At 67.2% G+C, this 26,021-nt stretch carries 24 protein-coding genes; 11 read left to right on the top strand and 13 right to left on the bottom strand.

The window, feature by feature from the left end:
• The first annotated feature begins 15 nt into the window (after positions 1 to 15).
• The 7 genes from hpaE (at position 16) to ACV22V_RS21070 (ending at position 6,587) form a co-directional block, all read left to right on the top strand.
• Complete coding sequence (gene hpaE / locus ACV22V_RS21100) at positions 16 to 1,479, top strand: 5-carboxymethyl-2-hydroxymuconate semialdehyde dehydrogenase (RefSeq protein WP_448015448.1); 1,464 nt, start codon at positions 16 to 18, stop codon at positions 1,477 to 1,479.
• A gap of 64 nt (positions 1,480 to 1,543) precedes the next feature.
• Positions 1,544 to 2,377 carry a 3,4-dihydroxyphenylacetate 2,3-dioxygenase gene (hpaD, locus tag ACV22V_RS21095; RefSeq protein WP_448015447.1) on the top strand — a complete coding sequence of 278 codons (834 nt, stop codon included), beginning with the start codon at positions 1,544 to 1,546 and terminating at the stop codon, positions 2,375 to 2,377.
• A gap of 29 nt (positions 2,378 to 2,406) precedes the next feature.
• A complete protein-coding gene (locus ACV22V_RS21090) occupies positions 2,407 to 2,799 on the top strand; it encodes a 5-carboxymethyl-2-hydroxymuconate Delta-isomerase (RefSeq protein ID WP_059525202.1) in 393 nt (130 codons plus the stop codon).
• A gap of 20 nt (positions 2,800 to 2,819) precedes the next feature.
• Positions 2,820 to 3,623, top strand: coding sequence for a 2-oxo-hept-4-ene-1,7-dioate hydratase (hpaH, locus tag ACV22V_RS21085; protein ID WP_448015445.1), 804 nt, complete (start codon positions 2,820 to 2,822; stop codon positions 3,621 to 3,623).
• Between the two features lie 12 nt (positions 3,624 to 3,635).
• Positions 3,636 to 4,442, top strand: a complete 807-nt coding sequence (hpaI, locus tag ACV22V_RS21080) for a 4-hydroxy-2-oxoheptanedioate aldolase (RefSeq protein WP_448015444.1) — start codon at positions 3,636 to 3,638, stop codon at positions 4,440 to 4,442.
• A gap of 430 nt (positions 4,443 to 4,872) precedes the next feature.
• The gene (locus ACV22V_RS21075; protein ID WP_448015443.1) at positions 4,873 to 6,090 is read left to right on the top strand and encodes a DUF6402 family protein; all 1,218 of its coding nucleotides are present in this window, start codon (positions 4,873 to 4,875) and stop codon (positions 6,088 to 6,090) included.
• A 17-nt stretch (positions 6,091 to 6,107) separates the two neighbouring features.
• Positions 6,108 to 6,587 carry a hypothetical protein gene (locus ACV22V_RS21070; protein WP_448015442.1) on the top strand — a complete coding sequence of 160 codons (480 nt, stop codon included), beginning with the start codon at positions 6,108 to 6,110 and terminating at the stop codon, positions 6,585 to 6,587.
• Positions 6,588 to 6,722: 135 nt separating this feature from the next.
• Here the strand turns inward: ACV22V_RS21070 and ACV22V_RS21065 are convergent, their stop codons facing one another.
• The 4 genes from ACV22V_RS21065 to ACV22V_RS21050 form a co-directional block, all read right to left on the bottom strand.
• A complete protein-coding gene (locus ACV22V_RS21065) occupies positions 6,723 to 7,796 on the bottom strand; it encodes a porin (protein WP_059818986.1) in 1,074 nt (357 codons plus the stop codon).
• Between the two features lie 138 nt (positions 7,797 to 7,934).
• Positions 7,935 to 9,002, bottom strand: a complete 1,068-nt coding sequence (locus tag ACV22V_RS21060; RefSeq protein WP_448015440.1) for an ABC transporter ATP-binding protein — start codon at positions 9,000 to 9,002, stop codon at positions 7,935 to 7,937.
• Complete coding sequence (locus tag ACV22V_RS21055; RefSeq protein ID WP_059689972.1) at positions 8,995 to 10,767, bottom strand: ABC transporter permease; 1,773 nt, start codon at positions 10,765 to 10,767, stop codon at positions 8,995 to 8,997. Before ACV22V_RS21055 ends, ACV22V_RS21060 begins: the two co-directional genes overlap by 8 nt.
• 115 nt (positions 10,768 to 10,882) lie before the next feature.
• The gene (locus ACV22V_RS21050; protein ID WP_059689973.1) at positions 10,883 to 11,983 is read right to left on the bottom strand and encodes an ABC transporter substrate-binding protein; all 1,101 of its coding nucleotides are present in this window, start codon (positions 11,981 to 11,983) and stop codon (positions 10,883 to 10,885) included.
• A gap of 125 nt (positions 11,984 to 12,108) precedes the next feature.
• Here ACV22V_RS21050 and ACV22V_RS21045 point away from each other — a divergent pair, with 125 nt between their 5' ends.
• Both ACV22V_RS21045 and ACV22V_RS21040 read left to right on the top strand, forming a co-directional pair.
• A complete protein-coding gene (locus ACV22V_RS21045) occupies positions 12,109 to 12,783 on the top strand; it encodes a response regulator (protein WP_059450182.1) in 675 nt (224 codons plus the stop codon).
• Positions 12,784 to 12,910: 127 nt separating this feature from the next.
• Positions 12,911 to 14,308 carry a sensor histidine kinase gene (locus ACV22V_RS21040; protein WP_059690214.1) on the top strand — a complete coding sequence of 466 codons (1,398 nt, stop codon included), beginning with the start codon at positions 12,911 to 12,913 and terminating at the stop codon, positions 14,306 to 14,308.
• An 81-nt stretch (positions 14,309 to 14,389) separates the two neighbouring features.
• Here ACV22V_RS21040 and ACV22V_RS21035 read toward each other — a convergent pair whose 3' ends face one another.
• The 8 genes from ACV22V_RS21035 to ACV22V_RS21000 all read right to left on the bottom strand — a co-directional run bounded on the left by ACV22V_RS21035 (position 14,390) and on the right by ACV22V_RS21000 (position 22,537).
• A complete protein-coding gene (locus tag ACV22V_RS21035) occupies positions 14,390 to 15,256 on the bottom strand; it encodes an MOSC domain-containing protein (RefSeq protein WP_059525223.1) in 867 nt (288 codons plus the stop codon).
• A gap of 99 nt (positions 15,257 to 15,355) precedes the next feature.
• Positions 15,356 to 16,315 (bottom strand): ABC transporter substrate-binding protein, encoded by a 960-nt coding sequence (locus ACV22V_RS21030; RefSeq protein WP_059525225.1) that lies wholly within the window; start codon positions 16,313 to 16,315, stop codon positions 15,356 to 15,358.
• A 38-nt stretch (positions 16,316 to 16,353) separates the two neighbouring features.
• A complete protein-coding gene (locus ACV22V_RS21025; protein WP_448015436.1) occupies positions 16,354 to 17,535 on the bottom strand; it encodes a c-type cytochrome in 1,182 nt (393 codons plus the stop codon).
• Between the two features lie 50 nt (positions 17,536 to 17,585).
• Positions 17,586 to 18,410 (bottom strand): ABC transporter ATP-binding protein, encoded by an 825-nt coding sequence (locus ACV22V_RS21020; RefSeq protein ID WP_223958451.1) that lies wholly within the window; start codon positions 18,408 to 18,410, stop codon positions 17,586 to 17,588.
• The gene (locus ACV22V_RS21015; protein ID WP_448015435.1) at positions 18,404 to 19,510 is read right to left on the bottom strand and encodes an ABC transporter permease; all 1,107 of its coding nucleotides are present in this window, start codon (positions 19,508 to 19,510) and stop codon (positions 18,404 to 18,406) included. Before ACV22V_RS21015 ends, ACV22V_RS21020 begins: the two co-directional genes overlap by 7 nt.
• Before the next feature lie 4 nt (positions 19,511 to 19,514).
• Entirely contained in the window at positions 19,515 to 20,549 is a 1,035-nt protein-coding gene (locus ACV22V_RS21010) for an ABC transporter substrate-binding protein (protein ID WP_059689977.1), read from the bottom strand.
• A gap of 36 nt (positions 20,550 to 20,585) precedes the next feature.
• Positions 20,586 to 21,431 carry a class II aldolase/adducin family protein gene (locus ACV22V_RS21005; protein WP_448015434.1) on the bottom strand — a complete coding sequence of 282 codons (846 nt, stop codon included), beginning with the start codon at positions 21,429 to 21,431 and terminating at the stop codon, positions 20,586 to 20,588.
• A 20-nt stretch (positions 21,432 to 21,451) separates the two neighbouring features.
• Positions 21,452 to 22,537 (bottom strand): LLM class flavin-dependent oxidoreductase, encoded by a 1,086-nt coding sequence (locus ACV22V_RS21000; RefSeq protein ID WP_059689978.1) that lies wholly within the window; start codon positions 22,535 to 22,537, stop codon positions 21,452 to 21,454.
• Between the two features lie 439 nt (positions 22,538 to 22,976).
• On the opposite strand from ACV22V_RS21000, the gene ACV22V_RS20995 reads away from it, so the two are divergent.
• Entirely contained in the window at positions 22,977 to 24,296 is a 1,320-nt protein-coding gene (locus tag ACV22V_RS20995; protein WP_448015432.1) for an acyl-CoA dehydrogenase family protein, read from the top strand.
• Positions 24,297 to 24,357: 61 nt separating this feature from the next.
• Here ACV22V_RS20995 and ACV22V_RS20990 read toward each other — a convergent pair whose 3' ends face one another.
• Positions 24,358 to 25,281, bottom strand: coding sequence for a LysR family transcriptional regulator (locus tag ACV22V_RS20990; RefSeq protein ID WP_448015431.1), 924 nt, complete (start codon positions 25,279 to 25,281; stop codon positions 24,358 to 24,360).
• 74 nt (positions 25,282 to 25,355) lie between these two features.
• Between ACV22V_RS20990 and ACV22V_RS20985 the strand changes: the two genes are divergently transcribed.
• A complete protein-coding gene (locus ACV22V_RS20985; RefSeq protein ID WP_448015430.1) occupies positions 25,356 to 25,922 on the top strand; it encodes a cysteine dioxygenase in 567 nt (188 codons plus the stop codon).
• Positions 25,923 to 26,021 lie beyond the last annotated feature (99 nt).

Below are 26,021 nucleotides of genomic sequence, written 5' to 3'. Positions count from 1 at the left end.
GCCCAAGGAGAGCACATGACCATCAAGCACTGGATCGACGGCCGCGAAGTCGAAAGCCGAGAGACGTTCACGACGCTGAACCCCGCGACGGGCGACGTGATCACCGACGTCGCGTCCGCCGGCGAGGCCGAAGTCGACGCGGCCGTGCGTGCGGCGAAGGAAGCATTCCCGAAATGGGCGAACACCCCGGCCAAGGAGCGCGCGAAGCTGATGCGCAAGCTCGGCGAACTGATCGAGAAGAACGTGTCGATGCTCGCCGCGCTCGAGACGCAGGACACCGGCCTGCCGATCGCTCAGACGAGCAAGCAGCTGATTCCGCGCGCGTCCGAGAACTTCAACTTCTTCGCTGAAGTGTGCGTCCAGATGAACGGCCGCACGTATCCGGTCGACGACCAGATGCTGAACTACACGCTGTACCAGCCGGTCGGCGTGTGCGCGCTGGTGTCGCCGTGGAACGTGCCGTTCATGACCGCGACGTGGAAGACGGCGCCGTGTCTCGCGCTCGGCAACACGGCCGTGCTGAAGATGTCGGAGCTGTCGCCGCTGACGGCCGACCAGCTCGGCCGGCTCGCACTCGAGGCCGGCATTCCGCCGGGTGTGCTGAACGTCGTGCAGGGCTACGGCGCGACCGCCGGCGACGCGCTGGTGCGCCATCCGGACGTGCGCGCGGTGTCGTTTACGGGCGGCACGGTCACGGGCAAGCGGATCATGGAACGCGCGGGCCTGAAGAAGTATTCGATGGAGCTTGGCGGCAAGTCGCCGGTGCTGATTTTCGACGATGCCGATTTCGACCGCGCGCTCGACGCGTCGCTGTTCACGATCTTCTCGATCAACGGCGAGCGTTGTACCGCGGGCTCGCGGATCTTCGTGCAGCGCACGATCTACGATCGCTTCGTGCAGGAATTCGCGCGCCGCGCGAACAACCTGGTGGTCGGCGATCCGACCGATCCCGCGACGCAGCTCGGCGCGATGATCACGCGCCAGCACTGGGAGAAGGTGACGGGCTATATCCGGATCGGCGAGCAGGAAGGCGCGCGCGTGGTGGCAGGCGGCGCGGACAAGCCGGCCGGTCTCGCCGACCAACTGCGCAACGGCAACTTCGTGCGCCCGACCGTGTTCGCGGACGTCGACAACCGGATGCGCATCGCACAAGAGGAAATCTTCGGGCCGGTCGCGTGCCTGATCCCGTTCGAGGACGAGGAAGAAGGGCTGCGGCTCGCGAACGACACGTCCTACGGGCTCGCGTCGTATATCTGGACGCAGGACGTCGGCAAGGTGCATCGCCTCGCGCGCGGCATCGAGGCCGGGATGGTGTTCGTGAACAGCCAGAACGTGCGCGACCTGCGCCAGCCGTTCGGCGGCGTGAAGGAGTCGGGCACCGGGCGCGAGGGCGGCGAATACAGCTTCGAGGTGTTCGCGGAGATCAAGAACGTGTGCATCTCGATGGGTTCGCATCACATTCCCCGCTGGGGCGTGTAACGGGCGCGGATCGTTTCGCCGCAGGAACGCCGTCAGAACGCCAGAACGATACGGAGACTTAACGATGGGCAAACTGTCCCTCGCCGCCAAGATCACGCACGTGCCGTCGATGTACCTGTCGGAGTTGCCCGGCAGGCATCATGGCTGCCGCGAAGCGGCGATCCGCGGCCATCAGTTGATCGGCGAGCGCTGCCGCGCGCTCGGCGTCGATACGATCGTCGTGTCGGACGTGCACTGGCTCGTCAACGCCGGCTATCACGTGAACTGCAATGCGCGGTTCGCAGGCACGTACACCAGCAACGAGCTGCCGCATTTCATCCGCGACATGGCGTACGCGTATCCGGGCAATCCGGCGCTCGGCCGCCTGATCGCCGAGACGGCCAGTGCGCGCGGCATCGCGACGCGCGCGCACGAGATCGGCAGTCTCGAACTCGAATACGGCACGCTCGTGCCGATGCGCTACATGAACGGCGACCAGCACTTCAAGGTCGTGTCGATGTGGCACACGCTCGACGAAAGCCGGCGGTTCGGCGAGGCGCTGCTGGAGGCCATTGAAAAGAGCGATTCGAACGTCGCGTTCCTCGCGAGCGGTTCGCTGTCGCACCGCTTCAACGACAACGGCAGCCCCGAGGAATCGATCCACCAGATCAGCCGTGAATTCTTCCGGCAGGTCGACCTGCGCGTGGTCGAGCTGTGGAAGCAGGGCGACTTCAAGACCTTCTGCGCGATGCTGCCGGAGTACAACACGCATTGCCACGGCGAAGGCGGCATGCACGACACGGCGATGCTGCTCGGCCTGCTCGGCTGGGATCGCTACGACAAGCCCGTCGAGATCGTCACCGACTATTTCGCGAGCTCGGGCACCGGGCAGATCAACGCGATCTTCCCGCTCGCCTGAGCGCCGCATCACCTTTCCGGAGCGTTGCCATGCCACACATCGTCGTCGAGTACACCGCGAACATCCGCGACGACGCGCGCATTCCCGCGCTGCTGCGCACGATCAACGCGACGCTGATCGCGCAGGGCGGCGTGTTTCCGACGGGCGGCATCCGCTCGCGCGCGATCGAGCTGCAGGACTACTGCATCGCCGACGGCACCGGGGACGACGCGTTCGTCCACGTGACGCTGAAGATCGGCTCGGGCCGCAGCGACGAAACGAAGAAGGCCGCGTGCGACGCGTTGTTCGACGCGATCAAGGCGCATTTCGCCGAGCTGTACGCGAAACGCTATCTCGCGTTGTCGATGGAGCTGACCGAGTTCAGCGAAAGCGGTTCGTACAAGCACAACAACATCCACGCCCGCTACAAGCGGGCCGGCTGAACACCATTCCCGATCCGACCATGCTCGAACCCGCCATCATCGACCAGCTCGCGCGGCGTCTGCACGACGCCGAGCGCGAGCGCAAGCAGATCCGCCAGATCTCGCTCGACCATCCCGACATCACGATCGACGACGCCTACGCGATCCAGCGCGCGTGGGTGGCCCTCAAGCTCGCGGAAGGCCGCACGCTGAAAGGGCACAAGATCGGCCTCACGTCGAAGGCGATGCAGAACACGTCGCAAATCGACGAACCCGATTACGGTGCGCTGCTCGACGACATGTTCTTCGACGACGGCGGCACGATTCCGACCGGCCGCTTCATCGTGCCGCGCGTGGAAGTCGAACTCGCGTTCGTGCTCGGCAAGCGGCTCACGGGCCCGAGCTGCACGATCTTCGACGTGTATGACGCGGTCGACTATGTGGTGCCCGCGCTCGAGATCATCGACGCGCGCAGCCAGTCGATCGACCCCGATACGAAGCGGCCGCGCAAGGTGTTCGACACGATCGCCGACAACGCGGCGAACGCGGGCGTCGTGATCGGCGGGCGGCCGGTGCGGCCGCAGGACGTCGACTTGCGCTGGGTCGCGGCGATCATGTCGCGCAACGGCGTGGTCGAGGAAACGGGCGTCGCGGCCGGCGTGTTGAACCATCCGGCCAATGGCGTCGCATGGCTCGCCAATCGGCTGTCGCGCTTCGACGTCGCGCTGGAACCGGGGCAGATCGTGCTCGGCGGATCGTTTACGCGGCCGTGCGCGGCGCGTTCGGGCGATACGTTCAGCGTCGACTACGGTCCGCTCGGGACGATCCAGTGTCATTTCGAGTGAGGTGAGCGAACGATGCCGATTCCGTCGAATGTCTTCAAGGCCGCGCTCGCGCGCGGCGATGCGCAGGTCGGACTGTGGCTCGGGCTCGCGAATCCGTACAGCGCCGAAGTCGTCGCGGGCGCCGGTTTCGACTGGCTGCTGATCGACGGCGAACATGCGCCGAATACGGTGCCGACGATCCTCGCGCAGTTGCAGGCGATCGCGCCGTATCCGTCGCATCCGGTCGTGCGCGTGCCGTGGAATGATCCAGTGATCGTCAAGCAAGTGCTCGATCTCGGCGCGCAGACGCTGCTCGTGCCGATGGTGCAGAGCGCCGAGGAAGCACGCGCGGCGGTGGCCGCGACGCGTTATCCGCCGCACGGGATTCGCGGGGTCGGTAGTGCGCTCGCGCGCGCGTCGCGCTGGAATCGTGTTGGCGACTACCTGCATCGCGCGAACGACGAGATGGCCGTGCTCGTGCAGGTCGAGACGCGCGCCGGGCTCGATGCGATCGACGCGATTGCGCGGGTCGACGGCGTCGATGGCGTGTTCATCGGGCCGGCGGATCTGGCGGCCGACCTCGGACATCTCGGCAATCCCGGGCATCCGGACGTGCAGACGGCGATCGATGGCGCGATCCGGGCGATCAAGGCGGCGGGGAAGGCGCCGGGCATTCTCAGTGCGGACGAGGCGGCGGCGCGGCGGTATCTCAAAGCGGGTGCGCTGTTTGTTGCGGTGGGAGTCGATACGACGCTGCTGGCGCGGAGTGCGGAGCGACTGGCGGCGCGGTTCAAGGGGAACGGTGGGGAGGCGGCGAAGAAGGGGGATGGGACGTATTGAACGAGGCGGACCTGATCTTTGGGGAGGGATGTGTCCCATTTCGCTTCATGCGACTTTCGGTCGTTTCGAATGAAATCGCGCCGTCGCGTGTGCGATTTTCAGACCTGATCCGCTGCAGGAGCTAGTGCGATCAGGCGAGCACAGCCGCGATAGATGAGTTGGGCCGACAGGCGCAGAAACGCGGGACGGGCTACGAATGACGAGTTCGCCGTTTACAGTTGTCAACAATGCGTGTGTGCGTTACCCCGCGCCGCCAGATTGCCGAAGGGACGTTTCGGGAAATGCGTTTGCCACCCGAAACGGAGGAATGGGTGTGCGATGTATGTAAGCAGACCTGAAAAGATCTGCGTTCTGGACTCGATCGCTTTGATCATTTGTTGATAAATGTACATCGCACGACATTGTGCGGCTTGGTGTGGAATTGTAAGGTTTGGGATTCTACAACGCGAGTAAAGGTATGGCGCGTGATACCGATAGGATTCCGTACTTCAAGATCAACAAGCTGGTTTGGAAATGGAAGCGTTGTGAGGGGGGCGATGGATGCATCCCCGTGTGCGATGTCGGCCTATCGATGGCAATGGCTCCCCCGGTGAAGGAGTCGCCAGCCAGGCAGTCCAAACCTGTTGTTCAGACCGACAAGCGCGATTCGCTCGATAAGTTGGTGGACGACCTCGAAAGAATTGCAGGCGCATTTTCACGCTTCAAGAAGTGGTTGGATACACCCGATCCGCCCAAGAAAACGAAGGCAGGGGAAAAGAAAAAAGAAGTGCCGCCATTCGATATTCAGCAAATTCCTGATGCTATGCGCAAAGAGCATATGCCGGTTTCTGCGAAATTGATGGAGCGGTGGTTTGCGGGGGAACTCAACTACTCGATTACATCCAGAGACCAGAGTAACGAGATTAACCAGAATGGCGACCTCTACCCTGAGTCGATGGTCGATCGAACCACCGTAAAAATGGATTGGGTCCTCAAGCATGGGCGCGCAAAGAAGCAATACGACAGTCTCGTAAATTCCGATATATATAGCTCACGTGCATATGAAACCCTCCAAGATATTCTTGGCCGATACCGTAGGCGCGGAGACGTATCGCCCTGGATGGTCAGCGGCTACGATATCCGAAAGCTACACAAGGAATTCCAGTTCCAGCGAGCGGCGGTAGAAAGTTCCTTTGAACAGAAGGCCTTGCAGGCCGTGCGGCGACTGCCCGATGCCGGCGTCCCTGATGACCTGACCGGTGCGTTGGGCGCATTCAACCTCTATGCGGCGGTAGCTGGCGTTACGTTCGACGTCAGAAATACGAAGGCGACGGTTACGCACATCGTTGTCTACGTCAGGGACGGGTATTCCTTTGAGGGGGATACGAGCTCACGGTCCCAGTACCTTGGACACTGGAGCAAAAACGGCGTAGTTATCGTACCAAGCTACGTGGCAGCGAATCTTGCGGATCAGCCGTGGTTTGACTTTCCGGTAGTAGCAGGCAGTACGGTCGCAAACCTCTATGAACCGGGGAAGATTTACTATCCGGTCCGCAATCGCTCGTTCCGCGAGTGGCAAGCACGGTACCATCGAGGCGGCGACTTCATCATATTTTCCGACTATAGGCCGATCATGTTAGCTAAACCCATAACGGTATATTTCGAATGAATGGATTGGCGATAGGTATGCAAGGTGCAGGAATGGTTGCACTTGCAGCACTCGTTCTGGCCGGAACCGTTGTCTGTCTGCTGATAGTCGTTTTATACAGCCTCTCGCACAAGGAGGGGCGCGTTGAACGAATGAAGTCGGGAATGAAGGCACTGGGTTCCGGTCTGGCAATTGTCACTTTGTTGTTCTGCGTCGGTTCTTACTACAAAGATGTGCGCGTACGCTCACAGGCGATGCGGTTTGATACCGAGCTTTCCAGGAACGATGGGGGGCGTTATACGGCGCAATACGCCTACCTCGGAGCGGATCGAATCCTTTTGCGCCTCTATCGGACATCCGACATGCGATTGCTTGCCGAGCGGACTTACGAGTCCGTGGATTCTGTTCGTTTGGTATGGACCAAGGAATCCCTGATATTTGATACTGCCGTTGATAGTGAGGGAGAGATCAGGCTGCCGCCTACTCGGTTTGATCGATTCAAGGCTATGTTGCCGTAGCAGACAGTGATCCGTGCGTGTGCGACGTCGTGCTGCGCGTTAGGCCCGGCGCACGATGGCGAGCGAGTGCCAGTGACCGCATCGCATGGAGGCGGGCAGGCGGCGAGTGCCGCCGCCTGCGTCGTCAAGCCAGGATCAGAACCGCTGCTGAATCCCCGCCGTCACGCCGACCTGCGTGGTGCCATACCCGGCGAAATCGCGCGATACGCCGACCTTCTGGTCATGCTTCGCGATCGCGAACGCACCGGCCGCGTAGAGCACCGTGCGCTTCGACAGCGCGTAATTCGCGCGCACCGACACCAACGTCGGATCGGCATCGCTGCCGCCCTTGACGTTCTGGTGATAGACGGCCGCGATCAGCGAGAACGTCGGCGTGAACTGGTACGATCCGCCAACCCAGTACGTGTCGCTCAACTGGTTCGCCGCCGCAGTGCGAAACGTGCGCTTGTAGTTGCGATAGCCGGCCATCGTCTTCAGGTCGCCGAAGTCGTAGCTCAAGCCCGCGTGAATGCCCTGGATGTAGTTGACGGTATCGGCCGGCGTGACGCTGTCGGCCGCGCCGTTCTGCCGATCGAACGTGAGCACCGCCGCGAACGGGCCGGTCTCGTAGCCGAGCGCGAAGTCGTATTTCGAGCTGGTCTTCACGCTGCCCGGCACGTTGCCGAAGCCGTACATCGCGCCGAACTTCACGCCGCTGAATTCACCGTCGTAGCGCACCGCGTTCGACGAGCGCGTGAACATGCCGTCCTTGCGGCCGCCCGTCGCCATCGACGATGTCGCCCACGAGTAGTTCTGCGCGTAACCCATCGGATCGAACGGCAGCATGTAGTCGTACGTGACGGTGTAGTTGCGGCCGAGCGTCAGCTCGCCCCATTTGCCTTTCAGGCCGACCGTCGCGCGACGCGCGAAGATCGAGTCGGGGCCGTCGTCGAACGCACCGTTCGCGAGATCGATTCCGCTTTCGAGGCGGAACACGGCCTTCAGCCCGCCGCCGAGATCCTCGACGCCGCGCAGGCCCCAGCGCGACGTATTCTTGTTGCCGGATTTCAGCTTGACGGAACTGCCGCCCTCCGGCGCCGCATGGTTCGTGTATTCGATGCCGGCATCCATGATCCCGTACATCGTGACCGACGACTGCGCGTGCACGACGGGGGCGGCGATGCAGGCCGCGGCGGCCGAGCTGGTGAGGACTGCTGCGCGAAATTTCATTGACGGTGTCTCCTGATTTATTGTGGGTTGGGTGAAACGGGTGTGACGCGGTCGAGGCCAACGCCGGAAAGCGTTCGCCGGACGGTCTGTCATTGCCTTGCTCGACGTGCGCGGCGCGCAGAGCACGCCGCGCCCGGGTCAGCCCGCTTTCGCGAACGCCCAGCAGTCGTTGGTCGGGAATTCGATCCAGTGCTTGCCGGCCGCGCGCGGCACGTGGCCGAACGCGCGCAGGCGCATCTCGCCGCAATGGAACAGGTATTCCCAGCGATCGCCGAGATACATCGACGTGACGAGATCGGCCTGCAGCCGGTTCGCCCCCGGGCCGTCGGCGACCTGCACGCGTTCGAGACGGATCACGGCCTGTGCGTCCTGGCCCGGTGCGAACGTGTCGCGGGCCAGCGCCTGCAGTTCCCAGCCGTCGCCGGCGAGCGTCACGCGTTCGCCGTTGACGGCCGCGACGCGTGCGTCGATGCGGTTGTTGCTGCCCATGAACTCGGCCGTGTACAGCGAGCGCGGCGCGCCATACAGCTCGGCCGGCGTGCCTTCCTGTTCGATGCGGCCGTTGCGCAGCAGCAGGATGCGGTCGGACATCGCCATCGCTTCGGTCTGGTCGTGCGTCACGCAGAGCGCCGACAGCCCAAGCGACACGATCAGCTCGCGCAGCCACGCACGCGCTTCCTCGCGCAGCTTCGCGTCGAGGTTCGACAGTGGCTCGTCGAGCAGGATCACGGGCGGGTTGTAGACGAGCGCGCGTGCGATTGCGACACGCTGCTGCTGGCCGCCCGACAACTGATGCGGAAACCGTTCGGCGAGATGGCCGAGGCCGAGCTGATCGAGCGCGGTCTGCACGCGGCGCTTCTGTTCGGCCGGCGCGACGCGGCGCAGCTTGAGCCCGTAGCCGACGTTGTCGGCCACGGTGCGGTGCGGCCACAGCGCGTACGACTGGAACACGAGGCCGAGCGAACGCTGTTCGACCGGCAGGTCGACATGCCGCGCGCCGTCGAAGAACACGCGGTCGTCGAGCTGGATGCGCCCGTCGGACGGCTGTTCGAGGCCGGCCACCGCGCGCAGCAGCGTGGTCTTGCCGCTGCCCGATGCGCCGAGCAGGCACACGACTTCGCCGGCCTTCAGTTCGAACGACACGCCCTTGAGGATCGGGTTGGCGCCGTAGCTGAGATGCAGGTCGTCGACGATGAGCTTATCCATGAAGTTTCACTCCGAAGCGCAGGGCCACGCCGAGACCGGCGCCGACCATCGCGATGTTGATGACAGAGAGCGCGGCCACCTGGTCGACGGCGCCGGTCGCCCACAGCGACACGAGCAGCGCGCCGATCACTTCGGTGCCGGGCGACAGCAGGTAGACGGCGGTCGAGTATTCGCGCTCGAAGATCATGAAGATCAGGAGCCACGCGGCGAGCAGGCCGAAACGCACGAGCGGCAGCGTCACGTCGAGCGACACGCGGCTGCGCGTCGCGCCGACGCTGCGGCCGGCTTCCTCGAGTTCGGGGCCGACCTGCAGCAGCGCGCTTTGAATGAGCCGCATCCCGTATGCGAGCCACACGACCGTGTACGCGATCCAGATGCTCCACATCGAGTTCTTCAGCTCGCGCAGGCCCGGGACGAACAGGAAGATCCACAGGAACGCGAGACCGGCGAGCAGGCCGGGCACCGCGCGCGGCAGCAGCACGAGGTAGTCGAGCAGTTTCGTCGCCCAGTCGTGCCGGCGGTGGCCGGCGAACGCGACGAGCGAGTAGAAGCCGATCGCGAGCGCGCCGCCGATCACGCCGATGCCGAGCGTGTTGACGATCGCGCGCACGAGGTTGTCCTGCTCGAACAGCTCGATGAAGTTCGACAGCGTCAGCACTTCGGCGAGCGCGACGCCTTCACCCCAGTTGGTCACGAATGCGCGCAGCACGATGCCGGAAATCGGCACGATCACCGTCAGCATCAGCCACAGCGCGACGAGCGCGAGCGCGACCCAGCGCCATACGCCGAGCGGCAGCACCGTCGCGCGACCGGCCTTGCCCTTCACGGTGACGAAGCGGTTCGCGGTCTTCAGCAAACGGCGCTGCAGCAGCACGAGCGGGAACGTGATCGCGACGATGCACACGGCGACCGCGGCCATCAGGTGATACGACGGCACGCCGAGCTTGTTGGTCAGCTTGTACAGGTAGGTCGCGAGCACGAGGTGGCCTTCCGGATCGCCGAGCACGAGCGGCAGCCCGAACACCTCGAAGCCGAGGAAGAACACGAGCACGCCGGCGAACAGCAGTGCGGGCATGGTCATCGGCAGGCTCACGTCGAGCGCGACGCGGAACGGGCGGGCGCCCGTCACGCGCGCGGCTTCCTCGACGTCCGAACCGAGGTTGCGCAGCGCGGCCGACGAGTACAGGTACACGTGCGGCACGTGCGTGAGGCCGACGATCACCGTGATCGCGAAGATCGAGTAGACGTTCCAGGGCACGTTCTGCACCCCGAACAGTTCCTTGAACCACACCGAGTAGAAGCCGACCGGGCCGGCCGCGACCACGTAGCCGAACGCGAGCACCATCGGCGACACGAACACGGGCGTGAGCAGCAGCGGTTCGAGCCAGCGGCGGCCGGGCAGGTCGGTGCGCACCATCAGGAACGCGAGAATGCCGCCGAGCGGGATCGAGATGAACAGCATCCCGCCGGCGATGATGAACGAGTTCTTCACGGCCGACCAGAAGTCCGGGTCGGTGAAGATGAAGCGGAAGCCTTCGATGCCGAGCGTCTTGTTCGCATCGAAGAACGGCGCGGACAGCAGGCTCTGGAACAGGATGAAGCCGAGCGGCAGTGCGACCGCGACGGTGAGCACCGCGACGACGATCCAGCGCAGCATGCCGGCGAGCGGCTGCAGGTTGCTGGCCTGCAGCGCGGGAATCGCGCCGCCCGGGCCGGTGGTGGGCGGAACGGCCGGCGCCGCTCCGCGTGTGCTGGTTGAAAGCATGAGTTCGCCCCTGCAGCCATCCGGATGGCCGCCTCTAGGAAGTCGGTAAGGGGAAGGGGGCCGCCCGCGCGGCGTGCGGCGGGCGGCCGTCGGTCGGCCGAAGCCGATCAGCGGATCAGCTCTTGATCGCCTGCTGCCATTGCTTGAGGAATGCGAGCCGCTTCGACTGGTCCAGATAGACGAGCAGGCCGGTGCCGATCGGGATCGGCTTCAGCGAATCGCCGAGTTCCTTCGTGAGGCTCGCGACCGACGTTTCGCCGGTCACGTCCGTGCGAATCGCGTACAGGTTCGCCTGGTTCGCGATCAGCGTCTGGCCGCGCTTCGACAGCAGGTAGTCGACCCACAGCTTCGCGGCGTTCGGGTTCTTCGCCTTCTTCGAGATCGTGGCTAGGCGGCTCACGACTTGTGTGTAGTCCTTCGGGAATACGTAGCCGATCGACTTGTCCTTCTTCGCCTTCGCGTACGCATACGAGCCGATGATGTTGTAGCCGATCAGGTTCTCGCCCGACGAGATGCGCTCCATCATCGCGCCGGTGCTCGACTGCAGCTTCGGACCGGTCGCGCCGATCGCCTTCACGAGCTCCCACGTGACCTTCTCGTTCAGGTGCGCGTCCTGCGTCAGCGCGTTGAAGCCGACGCCGGATTTCTCGACGTCGTACGTCGTCAGCTTGCCTTTGAATTTGTCGGGTTGCGACGTGAGCAGCTTGATCAGGTCGGCGCGCGTCTTAGGCACCTCGTTCTCGGGGATCAGGCGCTTGTTGTAGACGATCGCGAGCGGCTCGAACGTCGTGCCGTACGCCTGCTTCTGGTATTGCGCCCATTGCGGTACGTTCGCGCTTTCGGGCGAATCGTACGACGCCATCAGGCCGTCGTTGACGAGCTTGACCTGCAGGTCCATCGCCGAGCTCCACAGCACGTCGGCGCTCGTGCTGCTCGCCGCGTTCTCGCTGATGTAGCGGTTGTACAGCTCGGTGCTGTTCATGTCGTTGTACTCGACCTTCACGCCGTACAGGCTTTCGAAGTCCTTGATCAGCGGGCGCACGAGGCCCGTGTCGGTCGTCGAGTAGACGATCAGCTTGCCTTCCTTCTTCGCGGCGTCGACGACGCCTTGGTAGTTACCCGGATATCCGGCCGGAACCTGCGCGACGGCGGCGCCGGCGGCGGTGCCCAGGACGATCGCCAGCGCGGCGGCGAGCTGCTTCGGTGCAAACGGCATGTCTTCCTCCAGTGATGCGTGTGTGTTGTTCGAGTGACGCGGATGTTAATTGCGAGGCACTTTCAGCCTGCTTTCATTTCGGTTCACAATAGCGTCCTTTGTGTCATGGATTTCCCGAGGTCCCCATGCGTGTGCTGCTCGTCGAAGACAACCCGAACCTGGCGCAGTCGCTGAACGACGCGCTGAGCGCCGCGCGTTTCGCGGTCGATCACATGGCGGACGGGGAGGCGGCGGATCACGTGCTGCGCACCCAGGACTACGCGCTGGTGATCCTCGATCTCGGGCTGCCGAAGCTCGACGGGCTCGAGGTGCTGCGACGGTTGCGCGCGCGCCGCAATCCGGTGCCGGTGCTGATCCTGACCGCGCACGGCTCGGTCGAGGACCGCGTGAAGGGGCTCGATCTCGGCGCCGACGACTATCTGGCGAAACCGTTCGAACTGACCGAGCTGGAGGCGCGCGCCCGCGCGCTGATCCGGCGCAGCCTCGGTCACGAGCATTCGCGGGTCGAATGCGGGCCGCTTTCGTATGACAGTATCGATCGCAGCTTCCACCTCGCCGGCGAAGCGTTGCCGCTTACGCCGCGCGAGCGCTCGGTGCTGGAGGTGCTGATCCTGCGCAACGGGCGCGCGATCAACAAGGAGACGCTGTCGGAGAAGATCTTCGGGCTCGACGAGTCGGTCAACGCGGACGCGATCGAGATCTACGTGTACCGGCTGCGCAAGAAGCTGGAAAACACCGGCGTCGCGATCGTCACGCTGCGGGGGCTCGGCTATCTGCTCGAAGCGAAGGCCGCCGGATGAACCAACCCCACGCTCGCCAGCCTTGCACGGGACCGGCGTATGCGCTGAAGCGCCATTCCGGATCGACACGTCCGCTGCCCGCCAAGGGGGCGCATGCCGCGCTTGGGCCGGCCCGGTGGCGGACATGATGATTCGCCGTCCGAACCTCCGCACGCAAGTCGCGCTGTGGCTGCTGCTGCCGCTGCTCGGGCTGCTCGCGCTCGACTCGTGGCTCACGTACCAGCGCGCGATGAGCGCCGCGCACGTTGCGTTCGACCGCACGCTGTCGTCGTCGCTGAAGTCGATCCGCGAAGGCGTGCGGCTCAACGACGGTGAGATCGAGGTCGACCTGCCGTATCTCGCGCTCGAGATGTTCGAGTCGGGCGACGGCGGCAAGATCTACTACCTGATCCGCGAGGACAACGGCCACACGATCACCGGCTATCCGGACCTGCCGCTGCCGTCGGGCGACGGCGCGCTGTTCGTCACGCGCTACTACAACGTCGTCTATCGCGGCGAGCAGTTGCGCATGGCCGCGTTGCGCGTGCCGGTGCACGACGTGCCGACCGCGCAGACGCGCATCGTATGGGTGATGGTCGGCGAAACGATCGAGGGGCGCCAGGCGCTCGCGCGCGAAATCCTGATGGGCTCGCTGCTGCAGGAAGGCTTGCTCGTCGTGCTCGCGCTCGGGATCGTGTGGCTCGGCGTCGGGCGCGGGCTGCGGCCGCTGAACCGGCTGTCCGCGAAGGTCGCCGCGCGTACCGACGGCGATCCGACGCCGCTCGACACCGGCGGCATGCCGAGCGAGCTCGCGCCGCTGGTCGAGTCGATCAACCAGTACATCGGCCGCACGCAGCGGATGCAGGTCGCGCGGCGGCGCTTCTTCGCGGACGCGGCGCATCAGCTGAAGACGCCGCTCGCCGCCGTGCAGGCCGGCGTCGAACTGGCCTTGCGGCCGGACGAGCAACCGCGCGTGAACGTGCATTTGCGGCGCGTGAACGGTGCGGTACGGCAGGCCGCGAAGATCGTCCAGCAACTGCTGTCGCTGTCGCGGCTCGATTCGGACAGCGGCCATGCGGTCGCGCACCAGCCGGTCGCGTTGCATCGGCTGGCGCGCAGCGTGACGCTCGACTGGTCGCCGGTGGCGCGGGCGCGCGACATCGATCTCGGCTTCGAGCACGAGGCCGACGTCGACGTGCACGGTCAGCCGGACCTGCTCGGTGAAATGATCGGCAACCTGATCGACAACGCGATCCGTTATTCGGGAGACCGTGCGGTGATCACGGTGCGCGTGTCGCGCGACGGCGAACATGCGCGGCTCGACGTGATCGACAACGGGCCGGGCATTCCGGCAGCCGAGCGCGACGCGGTGTTCGAGCGCTTCCATCGCGGCAGCAAGACGCAGACGGTCGAAGGCACGGGGCTCGGGCTGTCGATCGTGCGGGAGATCGCGCGCGTGCATCAAGGCAGCGTGACGCTGACCGATGCGGCGGGCGGCGGGTTGGTCGTGACGGTGATGCTGCCGACGGTTCCGGCGGCGCAGTAGAAGGCGGGCCGCGCTCGACGCAACCGCAGTAAATGGCGACGGCGAAAGCGATACGCCGTCGCGCCGTTTCGACCGATCCGCTCAGTCGCCGAACCCGATCTCCGCTTCGAGCGACTGCCCGACCTCGAGCCACGCGCCCGCGCCTTCGACGACGATCGCGTTGATGCCGAACGTCAGCGCGTCGTCGTAGTTCGGATGCGCGCGATAGGTCTGCATCGTGTCGGTCGGCTCGTGCGGCCATTCCGGGTTCGGCGCGCCGGTCACCTGGTCGATCGTCGGCATCGGGCAGCGCGTGCACAGCTTCACGAGGCGCAGGCGCACGGGCGTGTCGCCTTCGGCGTCGAGATGCTCGACGAAATCTTCTTCGTACGCATCGAGATCCGACACGACGATGTTCGGGCGGAAGCGGTTCATCGGAATCGCCGGCGCGCCTTTCGCGACGAGCTTCGCGTTCAGATCGTCGAGCGACGACTGGCCGATCACGAGCAGCGGATAGCCGTCCGCGAACTGCGTGTGCGTGTCGATGTCGCCGGTCCATTTGCGGTTGCAGCCGCGGCGCGACTCGGCGCCGAAGCGCGCAAGCTTCAACGGCACGCCGAGGAATTCGGTGAGCCACGCGGCCGTCTCGGCGCCCGTGTCGATCGCGTCGACGGTGTCGCGCCAGACGGTCGCGGCCATCTTCGGCGTGGCAGGCGTTGCATCGCCGTCGAGCGGCGTGCGGATCTCGGGCATGCCCGGCGCGTTCAGCACGAGCGCATCGTGCTCGAGCGCGGTGCGGATCAGCGCGAGGCGCGGGTGCGTGCGCTGCGTGATCATCATCCCGTCCGGGGTGGTGATCAGCCAGTGGCGGTCGTACGCGAGGCCCGTTTCGAGCAGCTGCGCACGCGACAGCGCGATGCCGGCGCAGGATTTGATCGGATAGACGAAGAGTTCGGAAATGGCTGGCATGACGCTGGCTGAAGGCGGGATGGTCGAATCGCGATTGTGCCAGATCATGCGGAAGCCGTTTGGGCGGTTGCAGGCCGTCGCGCCGAGCCGCGCGTCGGGTCACGCCAGCGGAAAGCCGAGGTCGAAGGTCGTGCGCACGTCGAGCGGCTGGCGCAGCAGCCCGGCCTTCAGGTAGAAGTCGGCCGTGCGTTGCTGCCCGGCGATCACCGTCGCGTCGATCGGCTGCCAACGCGTGTTGCGGCGCTCGAACTGCAGCTTCGCGGCCGCCGGCGGGATGCCGACGATGCGCGCGAGCGCCGCCGAATACGCGTCGACGTGTCGGTACGACCAGGCCTGCGCGCGCACGACGCGTTGCAGGAAGTCGCGCAGCACGTCGCGCTTCGATGCGATCGCCGCGTCGGTCGCCGCGACGTAGCTGAGGCCCGACCACAGGCCGCGGCCGTTGACGAGCACGCGCGCGCGGCCGCTCGTTTCGGCGAGCGCGGTATAGGGTTCCCACGTCGCCCACGCGTCGATCGAACCGGTTGCGAGCGCAAGCATCGTGTCGGCCGGCGGCAGGAAGCGGAACGATACGGCGTCGGGCGGCAGGCCCGCGGCGTCGAGCGCCTTCAGCGTGACGAAATGGCCGATCGAGCCGCGCGTGGTGCCGATGCGCTTGCCTTTCAGGTCGGCCGCGTCCTTCAGCGTCGCGTCGGGTCGCACGAGCACGGCGGTGCCGTACGGGTCGGAGCGGTTCGCGCCGATCACCTTGATGCGCGCGCCCGATGCGAGCGCGAAGATCACCGGTGCGTCGCCGATCGGTCCGCAGTCGACGGCCGCCGCGTTCAGCGCCTCGGCCAGCGGCGCGGCGGCCGGGAATTCGGTCCACGCGATGTCGTATGCGAGGCCGTTCAGTTCGCCGGCCGCTTCGAGCAGCGCGCGCAGCCCGCCTTTCTGGTCGCCGGCACGCAGCAGCGGTCGCGTGCCCGATTGCGCGTGCAATGCGGTCGGCGCGACGGCGAGGGTGGCGGCGGCGAGGGCGCTCGCTTGCGCGAGAAAGTGGCGTCGGGTCGGATTCATCGTGAAGTTCGGTCGATCGGAGGAAACGGTTCAGGGATTCAATGCGGGAGCCCGGCCTGCACGTCGCGCACGGGCTCAGCGTCCACACGCAGCAGCAGCGCGGTCAGCGGATCGACGTTCGCGCGGTCGGCGGACGACCGGGCGGTCGCATCCGAGCGGCACAACAAATCGTCGGCCGACCAGCCCGCGCTGCCGGGCAACGCGCGCGCCCGCAGCCAGCCGCGCCGGTCGGCAAGCAGTTGCGTGCCGCCGAACGTCTCGGGCGGCACGCCGGCGATCGTCGCGAACGCTTGCCAGGCACCCGGCGTCGACGCGACGCAGTTCGCGCGCGGGCCGGTTGCGGTGGGCGCGGGCGTGTCGTCGGCGGTGACGAGCAGCGTCTGCCAGCGCGGATCCTCCGTCGGCAGCGCGCTGCCCGGCGCGAGCGCAACGATGCGCACGCGCTGGCCCTCGCGCCAGCGCTCGAGCGGTTGCGGCGCGGCGCTGCCGCAACGTACGTCGAGCGCGGGCAGCGGAACGGGCACGGGCCACGCGCCTTCCGCCCGTGCGCCGCTGCCGGCCGACAGCGCCTTCAGGTAAGCGAGCACGGCCCACGTGTCGGCCGGGCCGAGCGTCGCGGCAAAGCCCGGCATCGACGCCGCGCCGCGCGCGTCGTGCGTACCGTGTCGCACGCGCCAGTACAGTTCGCCGTCGAGCCGGCGGGCGAGCAGCGCGCCCGCGAAAGTCGGCGGCCAATGCGTGAGCGTTGCCGCGAGCGGCCCTTCGCCGCGACCGTCCGCGCCGTGACATGCCGCGCAATGCCGCGCATACAGGTGCGCACCGTGCATCACGTCCGCGACGGAAAGCGGCGCGGGATTGCGCTGGAAACTGGTCGGCACCGCGGGTGCGAGCCACAGCGATGCCGGCGGCCACGGCGCGAACCACGCGACGGCCAGTGCGGCGATCGCCGATGCCGCCCGCCACTTGCGCGAAACGAGCGCGATGCAGCCCAGCGCCACGGCGAACGCGGTTGCCGCGCAAGCGAACGCAAGCTGTCGCGTGAGCCCGGCATCGATGCGCAGCGTTTCGAGCGCGATCCGGTGTGCCCAGGGCCACGCGGCCTGTCCGTCGGCGTCCCCGGTCAGGCCCGCCGCATGCAGCGCGCGGGCGAACGCGATCTGCGCGCGATACAGCAGTTGCAGGAACAGCAGCGCCCAGTCGGCGAACGGCGGTGCATTCATCGGCGCGGCCTTTGCCGTGCGCGGGCCATCCTGCCAGCGGCACTCGGCATCTACCAGCTCGCATCGAGTCCGAGATGCCGCAGCGCTTCGTGGCGCAGTTCGGCGAGACGCGGGTCGCCGCGATGGCGCGGATAGGGCAGGTCGACGCGCAGTTCCGCGACGATCCGCGCGGGACGCGGGCCGAACACGATCACGCGCTGCGCGAGAAACAGCGCTTCCTCGACATCGTGCGTGACGAGCAGCGCGGAAAAGCCATCGCGTTGCCACAGCGCGGTCAACTCGGCCTGCATCGTCAACCGCGTCAGCGAATCGAGCTTGCCGAGCGGCTCGTCGAGAATCAGCAGGCGCGGATCGTTGACGAGCGCGCGCGCCAGCGCGACACGCTGCGCCATCCCGCCCGACAACTGATGCGGAAACACGTTCGAGAATTCCTGCAGCCCGACGCGCGCGAGCGCATCGTCGACGCGATGTTGCGCGGTGCGAGCCACGCCGCGCGCCTCGAGGCCGAGCGCGACGTTCGCGCGCACGCGGCGCCACGGGTAGAGCGTCGGATCCTGGAACACGACGATGCGCGACGGATCGGGCCGCTCGATCGGCACGCCGTCCTGCGCGATTCGGCCTTGTCGTGCGGCGTCGAGGCCCGCGACGAGCCGCAGCAGCGTCGATTTTCCGCAACCGCTCGGGCCGAGCAGCGCGACGAATTCGCCGGCCGCGACCGACAGCGTGACGTCGTCGAGCACCGGCAGCGGGCCGCCGGGGCCGTCGAACGCATGGCTCACGCGGCGAATGTCGATGCGCGCGCCGCGTGGCGCCGTGGCATCGGGCGTGGCGGGCGCCGTGGAGACGGACGATTCGAGAACGGCGGCGCTTACCATTTGACGGTTCCTTTCTGCCACGCGAGCACGCGGTCGCGCACCGCGAACAGCAGCGCGATCAGCCCGGAAAACAGCAGCGCCATCACGATCAGCGCCGCATACATGTTCACGTACGATGCCCAGCCCTGCGCCCAGCTCAGGTACCAGCCGAGCCCCGACTTGACGCCCATCATCTCGGCGACGACGAGCACCGTGAACGATGCGCTCAGCCCCATGAAGATGCCGACGAACACGTGCGGCAGCGCGGCGGGAATCGCGACGCGCAGCACCAGGAAGCGCGCGTTCGCGCCGAGCGTGCGCGCGACGTCGTAGTACTGCCGGTTCACGCTCGCGACGCCCGACCACGTCAGCACCGCGACCGGGAAGCCGGTCGACAGCGCGATCAGGAACGCGGCGGCCGAATAGCTCGTCGGGAAGAAGTAGAACGTGAGCGGCAGCAGCGCGGTGGCCGGCACCGGGCCGAGCACGCGCAGCACCGGATGCACCCAGTAGCCGATGCGGCGCGACCAGCCGATCGATACGCCGACCGCGAACCCGACCGCGACGCCGTACGCGAACCCGAGCGAAAGCAGCTTCAAAGTGTTGCCGGCGCTGCCGGCGAGGCGCGGCCAGTCGTCGACGTAGACCTCGATCAATGCCTGCGGCGGTGCGAAGAACGGCGTCGGCAGCCAGCCGGTTTTGGCCGTGACGATTTCCCACGCGGCAAGCACGAGCGGCAGTGCGACGAGCCACGGGCCGGCCGGGCGCACGCGGGCAAGCCGCGCGCGCGTGGACGGCACGCGATGGCCGAGCGTCGCGGCGACCAGCAGCAGCGCGGCGATCGCCCACGCGGCGATGCCGAACGTGTCGGTGTACGCCCAGTCGGTGAAACCTACGACGCGGTTCGGCCACACGTCAGTCACGGCGCCGAGCGCGGCCCACGCGAGCGCCGCGACGACGCCGGTCGGCCAGGTACGCGCACGGCGGGCTTCGGCAGCGAGCGTCGCGTCGCAGGCCGTGCATGGCGCGCGGGACGTGGCAGGCGCGGCGGCGGTACCGCCGGTTGCGGATGCGGTTGCGGTTGCGGTGCGCGCCGCGGACGCGTGTTCGATCGTCGACATCGCGTCACCCCAGCACGTTCGCATAGACCTGCTGCGCGAAGCGCTGCGGGTCGGTGCTCTTCTTCAGCACGCTGATCCGGCGGAAATCGTCCGCGTAGAACGCGATTTCCTGCTGCAGATCGACGTTGGTCGGGTGGTGCGTGTAGGTCAGCGTCGCGTACAGCTTGCGCAGATCTTCCGGATTGATCTTCGGCGAATACTTCGCGAACGCCTTCGCGGCTTCGTTCGGGTTGTCGTGCGTGTATTCGGTTGCCTGCACGATCGAGCGCGCGAGCGCGGCGGCGGCCGGCCGGTCGTTGCGCACGAGGTCGCCGCGCGCGCCGATCACGCAGCACACCTTGCGCGCGTATTCGCCGGACAGGTTCGTCGCAAGTTCCGTATACGCGCCGTTGCTGCGCTTTTCGAGCAGATAGAGATTCGGGTCGCCGTCGGCGATCGCCTGGATCTCGCCCTTGTCGACCGCGACGCCGAGCAGATCGGCCGGATACTGCCGCCACGTGATGTCGCGTTCGGGATCGATGCCGTTCTTCGCGAGCAGGATCGAGAAGAAGTGCTTGCCGGGCGCCGCGAGATCGCTGACGCCGACCGTCTTGCCCTTCAGCGCCTGCAGCGTCGTCACGCCGGCCGTCTTCGCGCCGAGCAGCCGCACGCAGCCGCCGTGCGAGCTGCCGATGATCTTCACGTCGAAGCCGGCTTCAAGCGGCTTCAGCCAGCGGTGAATCATCCCGACCGCCGCGTCGGCCTTGCCGGTCGCGATCGATTCGAGCAACTGGTCGGTCGATCCGCTGTAGTTGATCAGCTCGACCTTCAGCCCGTTCTTCTCGAAGAAGCCGTTTTCCTGCGCGACGACGATCGGCGTCAGGCAGAACGCGTTCTGGTTCCACGCGAACGTGAGCTTCTTCAGCGGCGGCGCGGACCATGCTTTGCGGCCGAGCGTGATCGCCGGCGCGGCGAGCGCGGCGGCGCCGGCCGCGCGCAGCAGCCGGCGGCGCTTGTCGTCATGGGCGCCGGTCGGCGCGGGTGCGGTGGGTTCGGTCATCGTGTGGTCTCCGGTTCCGGTCGTGCGGCAGGGCGCTCAGTCGAGCAGGTCGGGTTCGTCGGCGACGACGCGTGCGAACAGGCTGTCGAACGCGTGCAATGCGCCGTCGGGGCCGCCGATCTGGCCGTGCGTGTGTCGCGCGGTCGCGTGATCGATCCGTTGCGGCGTGCCGGCCGCTTCGGCCAGCAACTGCGTGTGCGCGGCGTTGTCGAGCGCGATGTACCACCACGCGGCGGCCTCGACCGTCGGGCCGGCCGTCAGGATGCCGTGGTTCTTCAGGATCACGCCCTTGTGCGTGGTGCCGTCGGGCTTTGCGAGCGCGTCCGCGATCCGCGCGCCTTCGCTCGTGTCGACGACCATGCCCGTGAAGTCGTCGAACAGCGCGTGATCCTCGTAGAACACGCACGCGTCCTGCGTCAGCGGATCGAGCGGGCGGCCGAGCGTCGACCACGCCTTGCCGTAGGTCGAATGCGTGTGCGCGGCGGCGACGATGTGCGGGTGCGCGTCGTGAATCGCCGCGTGGATCGCGAACGCGGCCTTGTTCAGCGGCCGGTTGCCGATCGCGGTTTCGCCGCGTGCGTTGACGAGCAGCAGGTCCGATACCTTGATCCGCGAGAAATGCACGCCGAGCGGATTCACCCAGAAGTGGTCGGGCAGTTCGGGGTCGCGCGCGGTGATGTGGCCGGCGAGGCCCGACGCGAAGCCGAAGCGCGCGAACAGGCGGAACGCGGCCGCGAGCCGCTCCTGCCGGTGGCGGCGCTCGGCGGCGACGTCGACGCGCGGCGCGGGCGGATCGAACCAGAAATGCTGGCGCGGCGTGTCGGCGAGGACGAGGCCCGACGCGGTGCGCACGGGCGATGACGAAGCCAGGACGGCGGACATGGTCGGCGTCTCCCTTTGCGTCAGGCCGCGCGGCGCGCCGCGTCGCGTGCGGCGACGGCGCTGCGCACGCGCGGAATCAGTTCGCGACCGTAGTCGATCGCATCTTCGAGCGGATCGAAGCCGCGGATCAGGAACGTCGTCACGCCGAGGTCGTAGTAGTCGAGCAGTGCGTCGGCGACCTGTTCGGGCGTGCCGACCAGCGCGGTCGAATTCGAGCGCGCGCCGGTGAGCTTTGCGATCTCGGTCCACAGCCGCTTGTCGACGCGCGAGCCGCGTTCGGCCGCGGCGAGCAGGCGTCGCGCGCCTTCGCTCTGTTGCGGGCCGCCGCTGCCGAGGCCGGCCGCTTCGCGCAGCCGGCGCGTTTCGTCGAGGATCCGGTGTGCGCGCGCCCATGCTTCGTCTTCGGTCGCCGCGAGGATCGGCCGGAACGACACGGAGAAGCGCACCTGCCGGCCGTGCTTCGCGGCTTCGGCGCGCACGCGGGTCGTCAGGTCGCGCACCTGGTCGAGCGATTCGCCCCACAGCGCATAGACGTCCGCGTGCTTGCCGGCGACTTGCAGCGCCGCTTCCGAGGCGCCGCCGAAGTAGATCGGCACGTGCGGCTGCTGGAACGGCTTCACTTCCGAAAAGCCCTGCGTGAAGCGGTAGTGCGCGCCGTCGTGATCGAACGGCTGCGTTTCGGTCCAGATGCGGCGCAGGATGCCGAGATATTCGTCGGTGCGCGCGTAGCGTGCGTCGTGGTCGAGGAAGTCGCCGTCGCGTTGCTGCTCGCTGTCCGAGCCGCCGGAGATGAAGTGCACGGCGAGCCGGCCGCGGCTGAACTGATCGAGCGTCGCGATCTGCCGCGCGGCGAGCGTCGGCGCGGTGAAGCCCGGCCGATGCGCGAGCATGAAGTGAATGCGCTCGGTCGCGGCGGCGGCGAACGCGATCGTCAGCGTCGCGGACGGGCCGGTCGAATGGTGCGGGACGAGGATTCGGTCGAAGCCGGCCGTTTCGTGTGCGCGGGCGAAGTCGCGCACGTAGTCGGGGTCGACGACGGGGCCGGCAGGTGGATGGATTTCCGACTGCTTTTGGCTCTGGATCATGCCGATGAATTCGACGCTCATCTGGGTCTCCGATGCAAGGACGGCCCCACGTGGCCGGCAACGGACGGCGGGGGCGGGAATGGAGCGCAGATTACCGCCGGGATCATGCGGAACGGAAATAATCAATCCCGATTTGAATATCAGATTTGCATGGTTTGGCCGCGTGTGCGTTGCGCATACGCTGTGGGCTCGCGATGGCGTCGAAAGGGCGTCGGCGGCGTGTCGGGCGGGGCTTTCGCGCGGGGCAGGAACCGGCTCGGGATGCGCGGCGCAGTGCGAATGCCGATGCGTGCGCACGCATTCGCGGCAAACGTCCGCGAACCGGCACGGCGCGCGAGTGCGCAACCGGGGTGCCGCCGGCTTCACGCGCCGCCGCGCCATCCGCCGATCGATCTTCGCCATGACCGCCGATCCGTTAGCCAGCTACCCAGCTACCCAGTCACCGAGGGAATCCGTACCGATGTCCGCCAGCCTTGCCGCTTCCTCGCCGCTACCGCAGCAGTCGTCGCTGCGCCACCTGCCTGCCGACGATGCGCGCGTCGCGGCGCTGCTCGAGCGCCTCGCGCCCGAACTCGCCGCCGACGCCGCCCGTAACGACGTCGACGGCCGCTTCCCTCACGAGAACTTCGCGCGGCTGCATCGCGCCGGGCTGATCGCGCAGGTCGTGCCGCGCGAGCATGGCGGCGCGGGCGCGACGCTCGCGCAGGCGAGCCGCATCGTGGCCGCCGTCGCCCGCGCCGATCCCGCGACCGCGCTGGTGCTGACGATGACGTATCTGCAACATCGCGCGCTCGGCCGTGCGGACAATCGCTGGCCCGCGCGCGTGCGACGTGCGGTGTTCGACAGTGCGGTCGCCGAAGGCGCGCTGATCAACGCGTTGCGTGTCGAACCGGCGCTCGGGTCGCCGTCGCGCGGCGGCCTGCCCGAAACGATCGCGCGTCGCGACGGCGACGGCTGGCGGCTGTCCGGCCACAAGCTGTACAGCACCGGCATTCCGGCGCTGCGCTGGCTCGCCGTGTGGGCACGCACCGACGAACCCGAGCCGCGTGTCGGCGTATTCCTCGTGCGGCGCGAGCGCGATGTGGAAGACGACGCAGGCATCCGCGTGATCGAAAGCTGGAATCATCTGGGCCTGCGCGCCTCGGGCAGCCACGAGGTCGTGTTCGACGACGTGCGGCTGCCCGCCGATCATGCGGTGGACGTGCGCGCGCCCGATGCGTGGGCCGTATCGGCCGCGAGCCATGCGGATGTCGACGCGCAGGCCGACCAGCAGGCGTGGATGGTCGCGCTGCTCGGCAGCCTCTACGATGCGGTGGCGCGCGCGTCACGCGACTGGCTGCTCGCGTTCGCGACGACGCGCGCGCCGAGCGGGCTCGGGGCTCCGCTCGCGACGCTGCCGCGCATCCAGGAGGCCGTCGGCGAGATCGAAGGGTGGTTGCACACGAACGGCGTGCTGCTCGACGAGCACATCGCGCGCACCGATGCGGGTGACGCGCCGACGGTGACGACGAGCGGTCTCGTCAAGCGAACCGTGACGGAGCAGGCGATCCGCACGGTCGAGCACGCGTTGAAGCTGTCGGGCAATCACGGGCTGAGCCGCCACAATCCGCTCGAACGTCATTATCGCGACGTGCTGTGCAGCCGCGTGCATACGCCGCAGGACGATGCGATCGCGGTCGCCGCCGGGCGTGCGGCGCTCGACGCCGCGGCGCGAAGCGCGAACGCGGAGGCTGGCGGGACGTCGCGCGACGCACCGGCATCCGGTCGACGCGATGCGTGAGCGGGACCGCACGACGGTCGGCGCAAACGCGACAGCGCGGTGCCGGCGTCGCCGGCCTCGGTCAAGCGGCCTCGTCGTGCGCGGCGGCATCCGCGGGCAGCGCCAATGCCGCGCGCGCATGCGCGCCCACGGCCGCGAGCGGCGCCTTGATGCGCGCGGCATCCTGCCGGTGCAGCAGCCACAGATCGATCTGCGGCTTGAAATCGGCGAGCGGCACGATCTCGACCGCGTCGCGCAGCGGGCTGCCTTCGACGAGCGGCAGCGGCATCAGCCCGATGCCGAAGCCGTTGGCGACGCTCTGCAATTGCAGGTCGCGTCCATAGACGTCGAGCGTGACGGGCATCGGCAGCCCTTGCGCGGCGAGCGCGCGGCGCAGGCCCGCGCGAAAGCCGCAGCCGTCGGGATTGAGCACCCAGCCGCGCGCTTGGCAGTCGGCGAGCCGGTAGCTGCGGCGCGGCCAGTCGCCCTTGCGGCCGACCGCGACGAGCCGGGTGGCCAGCAGCCGCTCGCCCTCGACGTGCGGCGGCAGCACCATCTCGCGGGCCAGAAACACCAGCGCCGCATCGAGTTCGCGGCGCGCGACGCGCTCGACGAGCATGCCGCCCCAGGCGGTCGTGACCTGCGTGGCGAGTGCGGGCCATTGCCCGGCGATCCGCGCGATCAGCCCGGGCAGCATCAGTTCGCCGAGGCCCTGCGTGAGGCCGACGCGGAATTCGCCGGCGGGCGGCCGCTGGCCGGCCGTCAGTTCGCGCAGCGCATCGACCTCGCGCAGGATCGCGCGGCACTGCTCGAACACCTGCAGGCCGATGTCGGTCGGACGCGGCGGTTTCGTGTTGCGGTCGAGCAGCGTCGCGCCGAGCGCTTCCTCGAGATTCTGCACGCGCCGCGTGATCGCCGGCTGCGTCATTCCGAGCTCGGCCGCGGCCTGGCTCAGCGTCTGGCAGCGGACGACCGCTGCAAAAGCGTCGATATCGCTAATTTTCATGTTTGTTCTGCATGGTATTTCGGGTGCATCATGACGATTCATCATATTCGGCATCATATTCGAGGAGGCAGCCGATGAGTACGCTTTCGTTGCATCAGACGCCGCTGCGTCCGTTCGTCGACGGGCTGGGCGCGCTGCTCGCGTCCGGCGCGAACGAGGCGCGCATTCTCGACGAGGGCGGCGCGCTGCTTGCCGCGCTCGTCGCGCACGACGACTGGCTGCCCGACGCATTCGCGCAGCCGGATCCCGAGCGCTACCGCCAGTACCTGCTGCATCTCGATCCCGACGAGCGGTTCTCCGTCGTCAGCTTCGTGTGGGGGGCCGGCCAGACGACGCCAATCCACAATCACACGGTGTGGGGGCTGATCGGCATGCTGCGCGGCGGCGAGTTTTCGCAGCCGTACCGGTTCGACGCGACCGGCAAGCCGGTGCCGTCGGGCGATGCGGTGCGGCTGAAGCCGGGCGACGTCGAGGCCGTGTCGCCGCATATCGGCGACGTGCATCGCGTGACCAACGCGTTCGCCGACCAGGTGTCGATCAGCATCCACGTGTACGGTGCGAACATCGGCAAGGTCGAGCGCGCGGTGTTCCTCGACGACGGCACCGTGAAGCCGTTCGTGTCCGGCTATTCGAACGTGTGATCGAACGTGTGACGCCGCAAGTCGCGGGCAACCCGTTGCAAGCGCACACGCCCGCAGCCCCGAGCTTCTTTGCTTTCTTCACCGCCTTCAACAGAATCC

Source organism: Burkholderia sp. AW33-5, assembly GCF_053427615.1.
Note: the sequence above shows the minus strand (reverse complement) of the source record. Positions and strands in the feature narration are given on the sequence as shown.

What these genes read in the sequence shown, in the direction of transcription:
- hpaD (WP_448015447.1), top strand. Translation starts at nt 1,544, where the DNA reads ATGGGCAAACTGTCCCTCGCCGCCAAGATCACGCACGTGCCGTCGATG.
- hpaH (WP_448015445.1), top strand. Translation starts at nt 2,820, where the DNA reads ATGCTCGAACCCGCCATCATCGACCAGCTCGCGCGGCGTCTGCACGAC.
- ACV22V_RS21025 (WP_448015436.1), bottom strand. Translation starts at nt 17,535, where the DNA reads ATGAATGCACCGCCGTTCGCCGACTGGGCGCTGCTGTTCCTGCAACTG.
- ACV22V_RS21015 (WP_448015435.1), bottom strand. Translation starts at nt 19,510, where the DNA reads ATGTCGACGATCGAACACGCGTCCGCGGCGCGCACCGCAACCGCAACC.
- ACV22V_RS21060 (WP_448015440.1), bottom strand. Translation starts at nt 9,002, where the DNA reads ATGGATAAGCTCATCGTCGACGACCTGCATCTCAGCTACGGCGCCAAC.
- ACV22V_RS21040 (WP_059690214.1), top strand. Translation starts at nt 12,911, where the DNA reads ATGATTCGCCGTCCGAACCTCCGCACGCAAGTCGCGCTGTGGCTGCTG.
- ACV22V_RS21005 (WP_448015434.1), bottom strand. Translation starts at nt 21,431, where the DNA reads ATGTCCGCCGTCCTGGCTTCGTCATCGCCCGTGCGCACCGCGTCGGGC.
- ACV22V_RS20990 (WP_448015431.1), bottom strand. Translation starts at nt 25,281, where the DNA reads ATGAAAATTAGCGATATCGACGCTTTTGCAGCGGTCGTCCGCTGCCAG.
- ACV22V_RS21070 (WP_448015442.1), top strand. Translation starts at nt 6,108, where the DNA reads ATGCAAGGTGCAGGAATGGTTGCACTTGCAGCACTCGTTCTGGCCGGA.
- ACV22V_RS21090 (WP_059525202.1), top strand. Translation starts at nt 2,407, where the DNA reads ATGCCACACATCGTCGTCGAGTACACCGCGAACATCCGCGACGACGCG.
- ACV22V_RS21030 (WP_059525225.1), bottom strand. Translation starts at nt 16,315, where the DNA reads ATGAATCCGACCCGACGCCACTTTCTCGCGCAAGCGAGCGCCCTCGCC.
- ACV22V_RS20985 (WP_448015430.1), top strand. Translation starts at nt 25,356, where the DNA reads ATGAGTACGCTTTCGTTGCATCAGACGCCGCTGCGTCCGTTCGTCGAC.
- ACV22V_RS21055 (WP_059689972.1), bottom strand. Translation starts at nt 10,767, where the DNA reads ATGCTTTCAACCAGCACACGCGGAGCGGCGCCGGCCGTTCCGCCCACC.
- ACV22V_RS21010 (WP_059689977.1), bottom strand. Translation starts at nt 20,549, where the DNA reads ATGACCGAACCCACCGCACCCGCGCCGACCGGCGCCCATGACGACAAG.
- ACV22V_RS20995 (WP_448015432.1), top strand. Translation starts at nt 22,977, where the DNA reads ATGTCCGCCAGCCTTGCCGCTTCCTCGCCGCTACCGCAGCAGTCGTCG.
- ACV22V_RS21045 (WP_059450182.1), top strand. Translation starts at nt 12,109, where the DNA reads ATGCGTGTGCTGCTCGTCGAAGACAACCCGAACCTGGCGCAGTCGCTG.
- hpaE (WP_448015448.1), top strand. Translation starts at nt 16, where the DNA reads ATGACCATCAAGCACTGGATCGACGGCCGCGAAGTCGAAAGCCGAGAG.
- ACV22V_RS21050 (WP_059689973.1), bottom strand. Translation starts at nt 11,983, where the DNA reads ATGCCGTTTGCACCGAAGCAGCTCGCCGCCGCGCTGGCGATCGTCCTG.
- hpaI (WP_448015444.1), top strand. Translation starts at nt 3,636, where the DNA reads ATGCCGATTCCGTCGAATGTCTTCAAGGCCGCGCTCGCGCGCGGCGAT.
- ACV22V_RS21065 (WP_059818986.1), bottom strand. Translation starts at nt 7,796, where the DNA reads ATGAAATTTCGCGCAGCAGTCCTCACCAGCTCGGCCGCCGCGGCCTGC.
- ACV22V_RS21020 (WP_223958451.1), bottom strand. Translation starts at nt 18,410, where the DNA reads ATGGTAAGCGCCGCCGTTCTCGAATCGTCCGTCTCCACGGCGCCCGCC.
- ACV22V_RS21035 (WP_059525223.1), bottom strand. Translation starts at nt 15,256, where the DNA reads ATGCCAGCCATTTCCGAACTCTTCGTCTATCCGATCAAATCCTGCGCC.
- ACV22V_RS21000 (WP_059689978.1), bottom strand. Translation starts at nt 22,537, where the DNA reads ATGAGCGTCGAATTCATCGGCATGATCCAGAGCCAAAAGCAGTCGGAA.